Origin of the sequence: Paenibacillus sp. VTT E-133291 (assembly GCF_002264395.1) — a bacterium.
GTDB classification, from domain to species: domain Bacteria; phylum Bacillota; class Bacilli; order Paenibacillales; family Paenibacillaceae; genus Paenibacillus_AQ; species Paenibacillus_AQ nitricinens.
Genome location: NZ_NFVA01000001.1, coordinates 43,038 through 57,203, shown reverse-complemented (window position 1 = coordinate 57,203; position 14,166 = coordinate 43,038). Strand labels below are relative to the sequence as shown.

Annotated in this window: 12 protein-coding genes; 1 reads left to right on the top strand and 11 read right to left on the bottom strand. The window is 42.1% G+C overall.

All coding sequences use genetic code 11. The annotated features are described in order from the left end of the window. Positions 1–4: 4 nt before the first annotated feature. From CA598_RS00270 to CA598_RS00260, 3 genes are all read right to left on the bottom strand, one after another. Positions 5–820 (bottom strand): sugar phosphate isomerase/epimerase family protein, encoded by an 816-nt coding sequence (locus CA598_RS00270; RefSeq protein ID WP_094874889.1) that lies wholly within the window; start codon positions 818–820, stop codon positions 5–7. A gap of 144 nt (positions 821–964) precedes the next feature. After that, entirely contained in the window at positions 965–3,349 is a 2,385-nt protein-coding gene (locus CA598_RS00265) for a polyprenyl synthetase family protein (protein ID WP_094874888.1), read from the bottom strand. A 165-nt stretch (positions 3,350–3,514) separates the two neighbouring features. Next, positions 3,515–4,618, bottom strand: a complete 1,104-nt coding sequence (locus CA598_RS00260) for a saccharopine dehydrogenase family protein (protein WP_094874887.1) — start codon at positions 4,616–4,618, stop codon at positions 3,515–3,517. Between the two features lie 128 nt (positions 4,619–4,746). On the opposite strand from CA598_RS00260, the gene CA598_RS00255 reads away from it, so the two are divergent. Then, complete coding sequence (locus CA598_RS00255) at positions 4,747–5,832, top strand: helix-turn-helix transcriptional regulator (protein ID WP_094874886.1); 1,086 nt, start codon at positions 4,747–4,749, stop codon at positions 5,830–5,832. 199 nt (positions 5,833–6,031) lie between these two features. Here the strand turns inward: CA598_RS00255 and CA598_RS00250 are convergent, their stop codons facing one another. From CA598_RS00250 to CA598_RS00215, 8 genes are all read right to left on the bottom strand, one after another. Further along, positions 6,032–6,565: a hypothetical protein gene (locus CA598_RS00250; RefSeq protein WP_094874885.1), complete on the bottom strand. Its 534-nt coding sequence runs from the start codon at positions 6,563–6,565 to the stop codon at positions 6,032–6,034. Between the two features lie 152 nt (positions 6,566–6,717). Then, on the bottom strand, positions 6,718–7,008 hold the full coding sequence (locus CA598_RS00245) for a DUF1801 domain-containing protein (protein ID WP_256990284.1): 291 nt from the start codon (positions 7,006–7,008) through the stop codon (positions 6,718–6,720). Between the two features lie 221 nt (positions 7,009–7,229). After that, a complete protein-coding gene (locus tag CA598_RS00240; protein ID WP_094874884.1) occupies positions 7,230–11,141 on the bottom strand; it encodes a discoidin domain-containing protein in 3,912 nt (1,303 codons plus the stop codon). Between the two features lie 310 nt (positions 11,142–11,451). After that, the gene (locus tag CA598_RS00235) at positions 11,452–12,114 is read right to left on the bottom strand and encodes a GNAT family N-acetyltransferase (protein ID WP_179283541.1); all 663 of its coding nucleotides are present in this window, start codon (positions 12,112–12,114) and stop codon (positions 11,452–11,454) included. A 147-nt stretch (positions 12,115–12,261) separates the two neighbouring features. Then, positions 12,262–12,606, bottom strand: coding sequence for a DMT family transporter (locus CA598_RS00230; protein ID WP_094874882.1), 345 nt, complete (start codon positions 12,604–12,606; stop codon positions 12,262–12,264). Between the two features lie 17 nt (positions 12,607–12,623). Next, complete coding sequence (locus CA598_RS00225; protein ID WP_094868686.1) at positions 12,624–12,950, bottom strand: DMT family transporter; 327 nt, start codon at positions 12,948–12,950, stop codon at positions 12,624–12,626. Between the two features lie 13 nt (positions 12,951–12,963). After that, positions 12,964–13,497: a TetR/AcrR family transcriptional regulator gene (locus tag CA598_RS00220; RefSeq protein WP_179283540.1), complete on the bottom strand. Its 534-nt coding sequence runs from the start codon at positions 13,495–13,497 to the stop codon at positions 12,964–12,966. Positions 13,498–13,587: 90 nt separating this feature from the next. Beyond that, on the bottom strand, positions 13,588–14,064 hold the full coding sequence (locus tag CA598_RS00215; RefSeq protein ID WP_094874881.1) for a GNAT family N-acetyltransferase: 477 nt from the start codon (positions 14,062–14,064) through the stop codon (positions 13,588–13,590). Positions 14,065–14,166: the final 102 nt, after the last annotated feature.

The window sequence follows — 14,166 nt, the reverse complement described above, 5'->3', positions numbered from 1 at the left end:
TATTCTACCTAAGGTAATTCAAAGCATGCATTACGTCATCTTCCTCTAACCCATGCATAATAACGGGCCCATCATAAGTCTTACTTAATTCATTCAGATATTCTCTTAAAGGCAAGTTCCCTTTCCCCACAGCTGCAAAAATGATCTTCTCTTCGGTGACTAAAGCATCTTTGCAATGGGCAATGGCTATGTAATCCTTCAGCGCGGTTAACGTTTTTTCGATTTTACCAAGGATATCTTTATGATCCTTTGGAGTTACAAGATTTGCCGCATCGTACAGAAGCTTAAGATAAGGTGTATCCAGATTTCTCAGTAGTCTTAAAGCATCCTCTGCCGTACTCACCACATTGGCTTGTTCAGGTTCAAATACTAAAGTCACTTGATTGGCTTCGGCAATTTCAAGCATCCAGGCAAGACTATCATGCAATAGTGACCATGCTCTCTCTGTATGATTCTCCGGATGAGGACTCCAAAAATCTTCTTGATTCAAACTTCCTGTAGAAATAGAAACAAACGGCACCGCTAATGCTGCTGCAGCTTCAACTACATTGTTAAAACATTGCTGGTTCTCGGCTTTCTTCCCTTCATTCAGCTCCAGCGCATTAAAAGTCCCTGAGATCACAGCAATGCTAACCCCACTGTTCATGGTTGCTTCTTTGATTTGAAGGATGATCTCCTGAGTAATTTCTTTAGGTAAGCTCGCCAACCCTACGTTAGCAAAATTGAATTGAACCGTACTCATCCCTTGGGCTTTGATTTTGTGTAAGGCGGTCTCCAGATCATCGTTCAAATATATTTTCGAGAAAATTCCCAGCTTCACAAGTTACACCTCCTTCACCCCTTCTTCAATCTATCATACACTCGAAAACAATTACAAACAATAAAAATCAATTAGTTTTATTAAGTGAAAAATAACAAAAAAATTAAAAAAGTGCTGGCAATCAAGCCAACACTTCATAATCAATTATCGATTTCGATTAATCATATAATTCAATAAATGCTTTAGAAAAGCAATATTACGAGGAATCTCCTTCAATGCTTCCATGGCGAGACAGTAGTGCTCCCACATCTCTTTTCGCGCACCATCTGCCCCAAGGATCGATACAAATGTCGAATTGTTATTCTCCACATCCTGACCGATCGGCTTGCCTAATAAATGATGATCCCCTTCCAAATCAAGCAAATCATCTTTAATCTGAAAAGCAATTCCCGCATGGTAGGCAAATTTTTTCAGACACTGAATTTCTGACCCCTGCACCTGAGCAAGAATGGCTGGCATCACTAGTGAAGCTTCAAAGGCAATTCCAGTCTTATAGAAACAAATCATATTTAATTGCTCTAGTGTCAGCGTTTGTCCCTTAGAATTCAAATCCATCGCCTGCCCCATACAAGTATCTCCTGCTTTTTGGGCTGAATATTGCATTAAGGCAAGCACAGCTTTAGCATCAAAAGAATGAAGGGACGCCTGTTCCTCGATCGACTTCTGAATCAAAAACAGACCGGTTAATTCCGCCGTGGAGCTATTGTACACTTCGTGCAGCGTTGCACGACCTCTTCGGGTTGAGGCATTATCCTGGGACGGAAGATCATCGAAGATTAGGGAAGCCGTATGCATATATTCCAAAGATCGAAGAAGCGGTACAATTGCCGATTCATCAAGACCATATTCGTTAACGCCCATGACCCATGTTAATATAGGCCTTATGCGCTTGCCATCTCCTTCTAGACTATAGTTAGCCGCATCAATAAGCAGTTCTTTCATGGCTGGTGTCTCGTCTGGCTTGAATATCAGCAATTGGTTATTGACTTGATCACGGACCTTTTGAATCGTTTCTCGAAACTCCACTTTTTCCTTCTTACTGTTTTTTAAATTCAAAAGCAACTGGTCCCGAAGTAGTTTATCGAAAAAATCCACATCGTCCGCTTTCTGCACCAACTGCTGTACAAGTCGATTAAATTCTGGTTGACCCGAAGCGAAGATCTCCATGATCTCTTTATACTTTTCAATACCTACACGTTCTTTACAGCGCTTGAGACCATTGATGGCTCGATCTAATATGACCTCACGGGTTTTAGGATCAGATTGATACACCGTGTGTATTAAATGGGAGATGACCGTCCAGTATAGTTCAAAAGGGTTGATCAGATCTGAACGTTGACCACGGTATTTTAAATAATATGTATAGGGAGTTACCGCTCCCATTTCCATATCATCAAACATATCCGCAAAATCATCCGCGAGCTGATTGTAAAGCCCATAGAAGAAAGTACGTTGATCAAATCCGTCATCGGTTGGAGCACTAATTACGGATCGGACAATTAAACGGGAAGAAGAGGATTTTAAAATGATGGGTATAAAAAGTTCTTCATTACTGTATTCAGGGTTAGATAGATTCTTCATACGATCCAACTCCTGGGAATGAAAAAACACAAAGGACTGCTCGAAGAATGTATTCTGCATTTCTGGCCGCTGATATCCCCTAATATACTCAAAAGCCTCCTTGAGCTCCGAATGTACAAATCGAAGGAACGGTATATTCTCTCCGGACCATTCACCCAATTCCGGCACAACTCTATTAAGGATCGCCATGCGTATCATTTGAGAATATTGTTCTTTCTCAGGGTCGGTTAAGACACTGGAATCAAGAAGATCATCAATAAATGGATAAGTTAAGCCATACGAATAACCAAGCCTAATTGCTTCACCAATTCTTGCGGCACGCTCCACAGGCGATACTTTATCATCCATCTCTTCCATCACATGAAGAATTACTCCTATGATGATCTTTATCAATTTGCGCTGCGCTTGCTCAGGATTCATTTCCTTCGGAAGATGTGCTGACACCTGCTTAAGTTTGTCTATCACCCAAATCGTAGCAGTTTCAACGCCTTCCTTCTGAGCCCAACGATAAATCCCCGTAAAACTCATAAAATCTGACTGATCCCCCGAATTGGACGAACCCGGATGAATCATCTGATTTCTAATGTCGGCAACCATACGCTTAATTCGGATTTGTGTGTTCGGTGCATCCAAAGCTTGCCCCAGATCTCTCATATAAAGATAAGAAACGCTTCGATCCAAATAATCTTCCAATTTACCGGTTTGATTCAGCCATCCTAGATATCTATGGTAATCCTTTGAATCAGGTTTCCTTTTTCCTCTAGATAAAAAGGACAACCATGAACGACGATGAATGTGATTCTTCTTCCACAACCGAAAATCTTCAGTTAAGGTAGTCACGTAAGTTTTTTCTTTGAACTGTTCACGAAGAGATGTAAAATACTGAGCTGCCTTCCGCTCAGCGCTCGGGTATGCTGTATCCGCGTGATCTGTAAATTCTTCATTCATAGGTGATGACCTCAACTTCTCTTTTTGTTAACATGACCCATTAGGAAATCAGAATTTCTTCCTGAATGAAATGTTCATCAGTTAATACGGTCAAAACGCTCTTCGGTTACGAAAAAGAAGCCTGACTCATCAAGCTTCTTTCAATTTTTCTATACACAAATTATTCTATTTTGATTTATCTGTATTATGCTCCTTTACTTGGATGTCCAGCGATAGAGCTGCTCCTAATTCCTTTTGAACATAAGCTAGATCTGTGATCTGCTCAATATGATATATACCTCCCGGAAATGGTGAATCATACAGTAGCTTTGAGACTGCTGCAGTCACTTTTGCCGTAACGATGGATTGATTTTTCCCTTGCAGCAAAAGATCAGCAAACATGGGCTTCCCCTCACGATTTGTTCCACGAGCCTCAACCTTGATCGCGAACCGGTCACTACCTAAATGGAACCTCTCCATGGCGCGAACAATTGACCTATTCACCCCGCCTGTCTTCAGTAAACGAACGGCTTTTGTTATTTTAACTAATGCCAGTATTTTGGTAACAACGGCCGAATCTAGACAGAAACGTGTGGAGATGGACGATGCTTTGAGCGTTCGGGCAAGTGTCTGTTGATCTGAGAAGGGGAAACGATACGCATAATGGCTCTTTAAATTATCGCCAAAATGATACGATTTGCGGTCAGTGAAACTCTCCACCTCTACTAGACGATTATCCTGCTTCACTTCGAACGTTTCTCCTAAACTATTCACCGTCCATTCGATCGCTGCCTTCCCATGAGAATCACCAAGTCCGAGCATAATTGCGATTTCGATTTCTTCCGTTTGTTCTATCTGTCTTTCAGCTTCAAGTGCCATAAGATTGGTAATACCGGGTGCAAGCCCTACACTAAGAACAGCACTAGACCCATGTTGTCCAGCCAGCTCACGATATGCCTCAATTTGAGATAAAAACGGACCGCTCGCTGATACATCTACATAATGCGTTCCACTGCGAAAGCAAGCTTTTACAAAATCCGTATTCGTTTGATCCAAACACATAATAACTAGTTTCACTCGATCTAGTAAATGTGCAGGTAACGGCTTATTGATATCTAACTGCAACGGCTTAACTTTACCGTGTGTTGATTGACTGAACTGCTCTGCTTTTTCAAGACTTCTCCCGGCAGTGAATACTTTACCTGGGTACTTCTTCTCTAATATTTCACATATCGTACGCCCTACATGTCCATAACCACCAACGACAACAATATCTTCTTTATCCTGCATTTTATCACCGCATCCTATATAATAGAGTTAATTAATAATCATTCTCAATTATACGGATTTCGCTTCCGTTCACTATCCCACAAATGTGGGGGTTCGTTATACTACATTCATGACTAGAGGTCTACCCAATGAACACTAATAAACATTTCAGTCAAATAAAGAAACAAATCATTAAGCTAGGAATGGTTACTGATTCATCACATCACTACCGTACTTCCTTGCTGTCTCTTTTACGTGAAGCTGTTCCTTTTGATGCTGCTTGCTGTACTCATGTTGATCCACAGACATTGCTTTCTACGGGTGCAGTTACGGAAGATCATGTGGAGTCCATTCATCCCTACTTGTTCCAGAATGAATATGGGGAGGAGGATGTGAACAGCTATGAGCAGTTGGTTCATAGTAGAATTCTTGTCGCTACATTATACGAAGCAACCGAGCAGCAACCCGAGCGAAGCGCTAGATATCGAAAGGTTTTGAATCCAGCAGGTTTGGGGGATGAACTACGTGCAGTGCTAATTCTTGGAGGCGCATGTTGGGGTTATTTGACGTTGTACAGGAAAGCGGAGCAATCAAAATTCTTACCAGAAGAATATGATTGGATCGCCTCGCTCATCCCTCTCATTGCCACCAGAATACGTGCTTTCAGTCTTGAGCTTCCTGAGCGGGATGAGACTTGGCTTGATAATCATTATGGTTCCGGCATTGCTGTTCTATCTGATCAATTTGCTCTTCTCTCCTCCAATCCCACAGCGGATCGCTGGTTAGATAAACTTCGATCATTGGAAAAGATCGATGCTCATATCCTGCCACGGCCAATCCGTGCGGTTAGCACGCAAGCGCTCAACAGCCCCTCCGAATCAACGGGTCCTGCTAAGGTATGTATCCGTATGAATGAGGGTCCGTATTTAGTCATTCGGGCAAGCCGTCTTCACGCTTCCGACGGTCAGTTCCAGTGTGCTATTTCATTCGAACCCGCACGTCCAGCTGACATGCTTCCAATCATTTCTGAAGCATATCGTTTGACGGAACGCGAGCAGCAGCTATTACACGGTGTAATTCGCGGATTATCCACTAAAGAATTGGCTTCTGCTCTACATATTTCCGCATACACCGTTCAGGATCATTTAAAGTCTATTTTCAACAAGTCAGGAGTTAGTAGCCGTAGAGAACTTATTTGGTATTTGCATTCACGCTACAATATTATAGAAGCCTAGGCTGCTAAACTTTAGTCCAATGGCTGACTGACAAGCATATGATATAAACCATAGATACTACAGCTATTTAACACTTGAGATGAACATTATTTTTCAGAGAGCAAAATAAAAAAGTACCCTCTCTATCCGTTTAGATGAACGACCGGAGTGGGAACTTTTAAATGAAAACCTTATGCTCTGATCAAGTTACATAACGTTATTACTTCGTATCTATAGATATAGATAACGTCCCATTAGATTCAACTAAAGAAATTTTGGCGTTATCCGTCTGCCATACCTTACGAAAGTTTGTATCTTCGCCATCTTTTTCCGTATCTGTGGTGTTCTCTTCACTGTTAGTGGCAGGCTCTCCAAGCTGTTGCGTAATCTCTTCTGTTAATTCTTCCCTGGTAGCTTGTTCAAAATGAATAGTCTCTCCAATCACTTTTCCAGAGTCATCGTAGGAGACCTGAAGAGTTGCCTCGTGATTCACAATCTTCTCATCATATTCCCGTGATATAAGGGTAGCCTTCGTACCTTCATTATTAGGTGCTCCTTCGCCGAGTAATTGGACAACTTCAGCATCTTCTTTTCCAATCAGTGTGGCTAATGAGTCAAGCTTATAGCTGCTCTCAGCTCCACTTGGTGCAGTAGTTGGAGGTGGAAGCTGAGATTTATCTGGTACTGGTTTTGAGCATGCACTAAGGGCAAAGGCCATAAGCAGTAACAAACAAGTTTGCTTTAATTTCTTCATGGGTTTCATTCCCTTCCTTGCTAGCTATTGATGTATTTTTCACAATTTATTCAACGATTATGTATGGATGGAGCAAATTCCACACAAAAAAAGACGATATCCCATGAAGTCAACTGACTTTGAGACACCGTCCTACATCATGAAACTATTCATTAAAGAGAAACTGAGGCTTGGCCGACCCAATTCACTAATTGAGCCATGTCCACGGTATCCCCTTTACGCAGTTTCAGTGTTTTTCTCTCCGGGGGGCCTTCAAATATCCCTTCTGGAAACACGAGCTCATTCGTATTAAAAATAACAAAGCTTACCGCATCTTTCGAAGTTGAGATCGCTGCTGCGTATTTACCATTTTTCAAAAAATGAGGCTTCTTATACTGAATTCGTTCCTGCACATCCGGAATAGCTTGATGAACCACCTCACGAAGAGTAGTGGATAACTCCACCTGCCATGCTTCTTTTAACCCTTAAATAAAATCGATGACTTCCTGATTCATTATTCATCTCTCCTTTATGTACATAACAGTTAAAATTTCAGCATGTTTTCTACTACTATTTATTTCTTGCTCATTAAGTCAAAACCCTTCTGCGTGATTGTTAATTTCCACTAGCTACAAAATAAGAAAAAAAGGGAAAAGTTCCGAAGAACTCTTCCCTCAGGCTATCATTAATGGATCGTTAGATTAAAACCACTCTGAATATAATTCAGGTTCGGGTTAGCAATATTCGTTGTTGTTAGGTTGTTAAACGTTGCTGAACCATTCCCTGTGTAGGTGTAGATGGCCGAACCCTGATGTGGCCCGGAAAAACGTGAAGTGGTAATTCCATCCAAGCCGGTACCATTAATATTGATGTTGTTGAATACGATATTCTCAAATCCACCACCATAACCGAACTGGATCGCATCGCGTTGTGTATTGATGATATCGATGTTGGTGAAGGTCACGTTCTTGATGGCATCATTTGAAGCTTCCAAATCAATAGCTCCACGCTCTCCACCATACAGATCTTTACTTGTACCACTTGTAATAATCGTAGTATCGGAGAAAACAATGCCCGCATTATTCTGGAAATGGTAGCCAGGGAACACGGTGTTCATCCGTATACCAGAACCACCTACAGTGTCAATGATGTAGTTGTGATCAGCCTTATGACCACCGCCTCCAAAGAATGCTATAGCTGCTGCACGCCAGTTATTCTCAATGGTGTTATACGAGAACGTATTATTCACACCTGCCGGAGCACCATTCGTATTACTGGTCCATACTGCAAGACCATCGTCACCATTATTACGTACATTGGTGTTTCGAACAATGGAATTGCTAGTGCCTTGGGAGTAGTTGATGCCATCGGCTAGATTGTTCCGAATCCGGCTGTTTTCAACCACAAGCCCACTGGCATAGATAGCAGGTGTATGTGCATAGTCGCCTACCCACATACCACATTCAAAGTGTTCTACCCAGACATCATGGATGATTGAATTGGTTCCGAAGTTATCCATAAATCCTTTGTAAATCGCATTTTGCCCATACCGGGATCGCAAATTCGAATTCATATACACATTACTAAAATCTAGCTTGCCGCTAATACGGAGTGAAATACCGCCACCTGCCGCATTAGGGTTGGTAAACTGGATGTTCGTATGCCAGATACCAGCACCCGTAACCGTAAAGTTGTTGATCATATTGCTGGCAGAACCGATTTCCCACATGCTGCTAAGATTGAATGTTCCGGCAGGAATATACATGCTCTTCCCGCTAGCAACTGCTGCATTCACCGTTGCTTTAAAGGCTGCAAGATCGTCTTGACCATCATTAGGTACTGCACCATAATCTGTCACCGACACGGAGTTAGCCGGACGAGCGACTGCCGTAGGAACGGGTTCGATTTCGAGGAAATCAACACCATATTCCAGGCTATCACCATTGTTCTTCTGTATCCGTATGTTATCTCCAGGTTGCAGAGGGGTATCTAATTTCCAGTGTACTTCATCAAATCGGAAGAGTGGACGCCCAGCACTAGGAGCATCACCAGGCATATCGCCTGAGAAATACTGCCAGCTGTAATAGGATGTTAACGATACCGTTTTGACTTTTACTCCATTAACATATACGTCAAGTGAACCATTCAATCCCATACCATCCGATGAGTCAGGCATCGTAAATCTCATAGTCACACCCGCGCCGCCTTGCCCCTGTCTGACCGTCCATCCTATGTTCGATCCATTCGAAGGAAGGGCTACATAACGCTGACCAGACGCTTCTGAAGCAGTTAGGGCTTGATCAAACGTAGGTGCAGTTTTTAGTATAGCCCCCCCGCCGAGAGTAGCATCTTCAGTATCATACCGACTATAAGGCATGCTTGCACCACGTAAAGCATACACAACCAGATTAGTCGTGCTTACATTGTTTGCTTGCTTAGCTGTTACTTCATTCGCATCCACTTCCAAGGTAGTGGTTACAGTGTAATTGCCGTTGACAGCTGTCCATGTCCCTGGAATCGTGACGTTAATGGAAGCACCTGAAGCTAGGGTCCCGGTATAAGATCCATTAAAGGTTTGGATCGTGGAGCCTGCTGAGTTCTTAAGGGCTACTGTAATACCATGAGCACCGCTTGCAGATGCAATGGTCCCTTGATTCTTAAGATTTACATTAAAAGCTACTGTACTATTAGCAACTGGATTACTTGGGGTCCATGAAACTACACCCACTAAGTCAGAGCTGGATACTGGTGCGATAACAAGCGATGTGGGATTCGAATAGCTGTTATTCCCTTCGTTCTGCTCGAAAATCAAATTGCTCTCATCTACTTTAGCGCTCAGAGCATAGGTCGCTGCGGCTTTGGCTCCAGCATTTAATGTCATTGAGGCTGTTGTCGAAGCGCCTGCAGCTAGTAAACCTACTGGAGCAGAACCGACTAGCTCATTGTTTAAGTAGAAATTTACAGTTGTTGCTCCGGAGCTAGCATTTCCATTATTCTTAACCACTGCATTTAAAGTAATTGCACTTGTCTCGACCGGAGATGCAGGTGACCAAGACATTCCCGTTATCATTAGATCAGGATTTGCCCCAGGTGATCCGAATACTTGAAACTCCGCAATTTGCCCCGCTGGAGCGCCAGAGTTCGAAGTAATATTCAACTGCAGACGTTTAACCGTTGCCGTAACCGGTATAGTTACTGTATTGCCTGAAGCTGGATTAAATGTATACGATTGAGCCGATACCAAATTACCGAAGGTAGTCGTGTCTTGATTGTGACCGAGTACTTGAATCGTTTGCGTGCGAGTGCTCCATGCAGAAGATGGATTCAGCTTCAATACGATTGACGTAATGTTGTGGTTCGCGCCTAAGTCGAGCGTAAGCGAGCTTGGATTGCTGCCACCTTCCCAGTACGTACTTGTGTCGTTATCATTCGCATTTGTTGCTACGAACGTTTGTGTACTGGAAGAAGCGTTAATCGTCTTGCCGACAGCAATATTACTCCCAGGAGCAGGTGTTGGTGTGACCGCCGGTGTTGGTGTCGGCGTTGCTGTTGGTGTGACTGTAGGCGTTGGTGTTGGCGTTGGTGTTGGCGTTGGTGTTGGCGTTGGTGTTGCCGACGGTGTTGGTGTGGCTGTCGGTGTCGGAGGAGGTGTTGCAGGAGGTGTTGTTGTCGTCGACGCTACTGTGATTTGGTCAAGATTAACGTTACCAGAATCACCAGCATCATATTTATATGCGATGGTGTTGTTACCCGCATTCAGATTAAGAACTTCCACTTTAGTGCTCCATGAATCCCAATTTGCCAGGTTAGATAGGGAGGTCTGACTAGTTTTGGTACCATTGACATAAATGCTGATTGTCTTTGCACTGCCACTTGCATTAGCGTATTTCAATGTCACCTCACGACTACCTGCTGCTGGCACGTTAACCGTGAATGTCGTTGTTGCACCTTGTGTCAAATATCCATCCACGAAGCCCGTACCGGAGTAACCGGCATGATCTGTGTTCACTTTAGCTCCTCCAGATAGTGAAGCAGATTCAGCTTCATAAGTGCCGGAAGGCGTTGGAGTTGGAGTAGGACCACTAGTGCCGTAAATCTCGAATTCGGACAGCTGCGCTGCCGGCCAGACGGTGTTGTTCGTTACATTTAGACGAACGTAACGCGTACTGGTTGAGGCAAAGTCGATTGTAACACTGTTACCTGCCACTGAGGGGTTAAATTCATAACTCGCAGACCCTACAATGTTAGTAAACGTTGAACCGTTGGTGCTACCTTGAACGGCCAGTGTTTGCGTCCGTGTCTCCCAACCCGCAGGGAGCTTAAGAACGATTTGATCAATATTCGTATTTGTCCCTAAATCGACCTGAATCCATTGCGGAAATGCATTATTTGTACTTTCCCAATACGTGCTTTGATTACTGTCTTTAACATTATCAGGACTATACGTTTGAGATTGACCGCTCGCTGTTACATTTTTGCCGAGTGCCAGGTTTGGTCCTCCGGAGGCAGAAACAAAATTAAACGGACCCGCAGCCAAGAATATACTTGAAATCAGCATGGATACTACTAGGGACCATACAACATACTTGTTACGCATTTTAATGTTAATCCTCCTCAAATATGTTAGATTCTCAGTAATACACGAACCTATCAGAGTGCCCGAATGATAGCGTTTACAAATAAAGTCATCTCAGAGCACATTAAACAGAACCACACCCTCCCTTCGCTTTCAGACACTTTCATTATAGAGAAGTGAGCCTACAGCTATAAGATGTAATTCTACGGAAAAGGTAAGTGATACCATTATCACAAAACTATGCGATTTACGGAATCTATGACATCGCAATTGGTTTCTTGATTCACTCAAAATCAAGAATGCGATATGTAAAAAATACTTATACTTAGGGCTACGAAAATCTGCCTTCGTCTACCGTATCGTCATAGAATTGGCTCTTTGTTTTACTATTCTTTTTAAACTTTCGGAAATGATAACCATATGAGCCGATTTCATTTTGTTTTTTCGTGAAAGATTCGCCAACTACATTAAAATCCTCAACATTACAGACGTTGTCATGATAGTAATCGCCTGCCCCTTTTTCAAAAAGTCTGAACCCGCTTTTTTGAGCGGTTCTGAATGAAGCTGGATTATCAAGCGCTACACTTGCGGTAATGTATTCCAGTGATAATGCTTCAAGTAAATAATCTGACGCTGCCGCGCCCGCTTCCGATGCATATCCCATTTTGGTGTATAGACTTTTCATATACCACCCCATATGCACTTCATAGGAGATCTTTGATGGGTGAACTGAGATGACACCGATTACGTCGCCAGAATATTTTAAGCATATAGCAAATAAATTGCCACGTTCAGGATGTTGATCATCGATAATAAGGCCTTTGTCTTTCACACTTTGAAAGAATGCTAACATTATTTTAATAAAATCAATCGATACGTCACCTTGAAAAAATGGGTGTTTCATGACCTGCTCGTCGTTTTTCATTTCAAATAGCGCCTCTGTATCTTGTTCTATAAGGTCGCGGAGAATCAGCCTTTTGGTTTCAATGTACATTTCATCACCTTTATTCATCATTATTCTGTATATAAATTTTCATCATGAACATCCGATTAATGCAAGTTAAATCATACTTAAAACAAAAATTAAACTAAATAAAAAGACTATCGACAAGTAGAATGTCGACAGCCTGAGCCTATTTTATCAGGCTACTTCTTTTTTTGCAGAAGGTGCATTTAATAAAACTACCCCTCCTACGATTAAAACGATTCCAACAAACATAAGAATACCAAATGGATCTCCCCACACGACAATACCCACAATCGCAGTTAGAACAGTACCTACACCCGACCAAATCGCATAAGCTAAGCTTAACGGTAATTCTCTAAGACTTATGGATAAACTATAAAAAGCTATGACAAAGCCAATAATAACCCCGATAGAAGGCAGTAATTGCGTGAAGCCTTCAGACAGTTTCAACATAGTTGTCCCTACGACTTCGCTAGCAATTGCTATACTTAGAGCTATATATCCTACATTTTTTTTCATGCTGCACCCTCCAAATTCTAATGAGCCCCACCAGAGAGCTTCATAACAATTACGCCACCAATGATGAGTAGTAAACCTAATAATTTCTTACGGTTAAAGCTCTCTTTATAAATGAGTACGCCAATTAAGGCTGTCAAAGCTGTACCTACCCCTGACCAAATCGCATAAGCTGTCCCTAATGGAATGGTTTTAAGCGCTAAAGAAAGACTATAAAAAGCGAAACCCATTCCAAGGATGACTCCAATGGAAGGAAGTACCTTTTTAAATCCGTTAGATACTTTTAGCATGGAGCTACCAAATACCTCAAAGATGATCGCTGCTGCAAGCAATACATATGAATTCAAAGATAACCTCTCCTTACTCTGTCATATTTATTAATTTTCGAATGACTTTCTCGCGTAATTCATCATCCAACGCCCCTAATCCGAACATTTCAGAATACCATAAGCCATCTGCTGCCAACCTAACAATAGTAGAAACTACAGGATCAATGCCGTCGTTCTCTATGTTTTGTTGCCATTTGGCATATTGATTTTGAAATTTCTGAAGGATATCCGGATTTGTAAAAAGAGCAGCTGTAAGCGCTGTGCTTATCTCTCCGCCTTCCATACTATCTTCACTCATTACCTCCGTAAATGCTCGGCTCCACTTCCCTTTTTCAACCGTTGCATTCATAGCCCTATCTTGCAGAGTGGTAAAAAAATCATTCGTTAACTCTTCCACCATCCCTGTTATCAAAGCTTCTTTATTGGGAAAATGGTGCAGTAATCCGCCTTTACTGACTCCAGCTTCTTTAGCCACAGCTTCAAGCGTAAGCTTCTCCACTCCGTTATTTTTCACAATCGTGGATGCAGCGATTAAAATAGTTTTACGTTTAGATTTACTGTTCACGTTGATCACCTCTGTTAATTTACTATACCGTCTGGACGGTTTTGTGTCAAATTAAAAATAGCCTGATCATTCAGGCTATTTTCACAAGTATTAGATTAAATCTTTAATATACCAAGCATCACAGGCGAAATGCTCCGAGCCTGCTAAGGGGGCGGGTAAAAGCTTGAATCCATTTTTCGTATAAAAACGGTTAGCTCCATGCATGTTCTGTAATGTCTCTAAATAACATTTGCTATAATGAAGCTTAGCAAAATCCAGAGCCGTATGTAAGAGTTCGGAAGATATCCCACTACCTCTAACGGACTGAGATAGGTACATTTTTTGCAACTCACATATGTTCCCCTCACTCCCGAAAGGCGCGATTCCGCAGCCTCCTAATACTTCCCCGTCCTTTTCAACAATCCAATAAGCCCGATTCTCGCTTTGATTGTAATATTCATATAAATGACTTAAGCTGTCATCTTCCCACGCAAGCCCTGCTCTGTTCCCGCCAAACTCAATCAGGCAGTTCCTAATGATCTGTTCAATTGTGCGATTATCGTTCATATGTATGCGTCTGATGTTCATCTTTAAATTGCCTCCAAGCCATTCTGATTCATTCGTGATTATACATTATTCTGATTCTAACACATTTAAAAGAAGATCCAATAATTTTGATGTTTGGACACC

Excerpts from the sequence above, each read along its gene's own strand:
- CA598_RS00265 (WP_094874888.1), bottom strand. The coding sequence starts at position 3,349 with ATGAATGAAGAATTTACAGATCACGCGGATACAGCATACCCGAGCGCT.
- CA598_RS00260 (WP_094874887.1), bottom strand. The coding sequence starts at position 4,618 with ATGCAGGATAAAGAAGATATTGTTGTCGTTGGTGGTTATGGACATGTA.
- CA598_RS00255 (WP_094874886.1), top strand. The coding sequence starts at position 4,747 with ATGAACACTAATAAACATTTCAGTCAAATAAAGAAACAAATCATTAAG.
- CA598_RS00250 (WP_094874885.1), bottom strand. The coding sequence starts at position 6,565 with ATGAAGAAATTAAAGCAAACTTGTTTGTTACTGCTTATGGCCTTTGCC.
- CA598_RS00240 (WP_094874884.1), bottom strand. The coding sequence starts at position 11,141 with ATGCGTAACAAGTATGTTGTATGGTCCCTAGTAGTATCCATGCTGATT.
- CA598_RS00235 (WP_179283541.1), bottom strand. The coding sequence starts at position 12,114 with ATGTACATTGAAACCAAAAGGCTGATTCTCCGCGACCTTATAGAACAA.
- CA598_RS00230 (WP_094874882.1), bottom strand. The coding sequence starts at position 12,606 with ATGAAAAAAAATGTAGGATATATAGCTCTAAGTATAGCAATTGCTAGC.
- CA598_RS00215 (WP_094874881.1), bottom strand. The coding sequence starts at position 14,064 with ATGAACATCAGACGCATACATATGAACGATAATCGCACAATTGAACAG.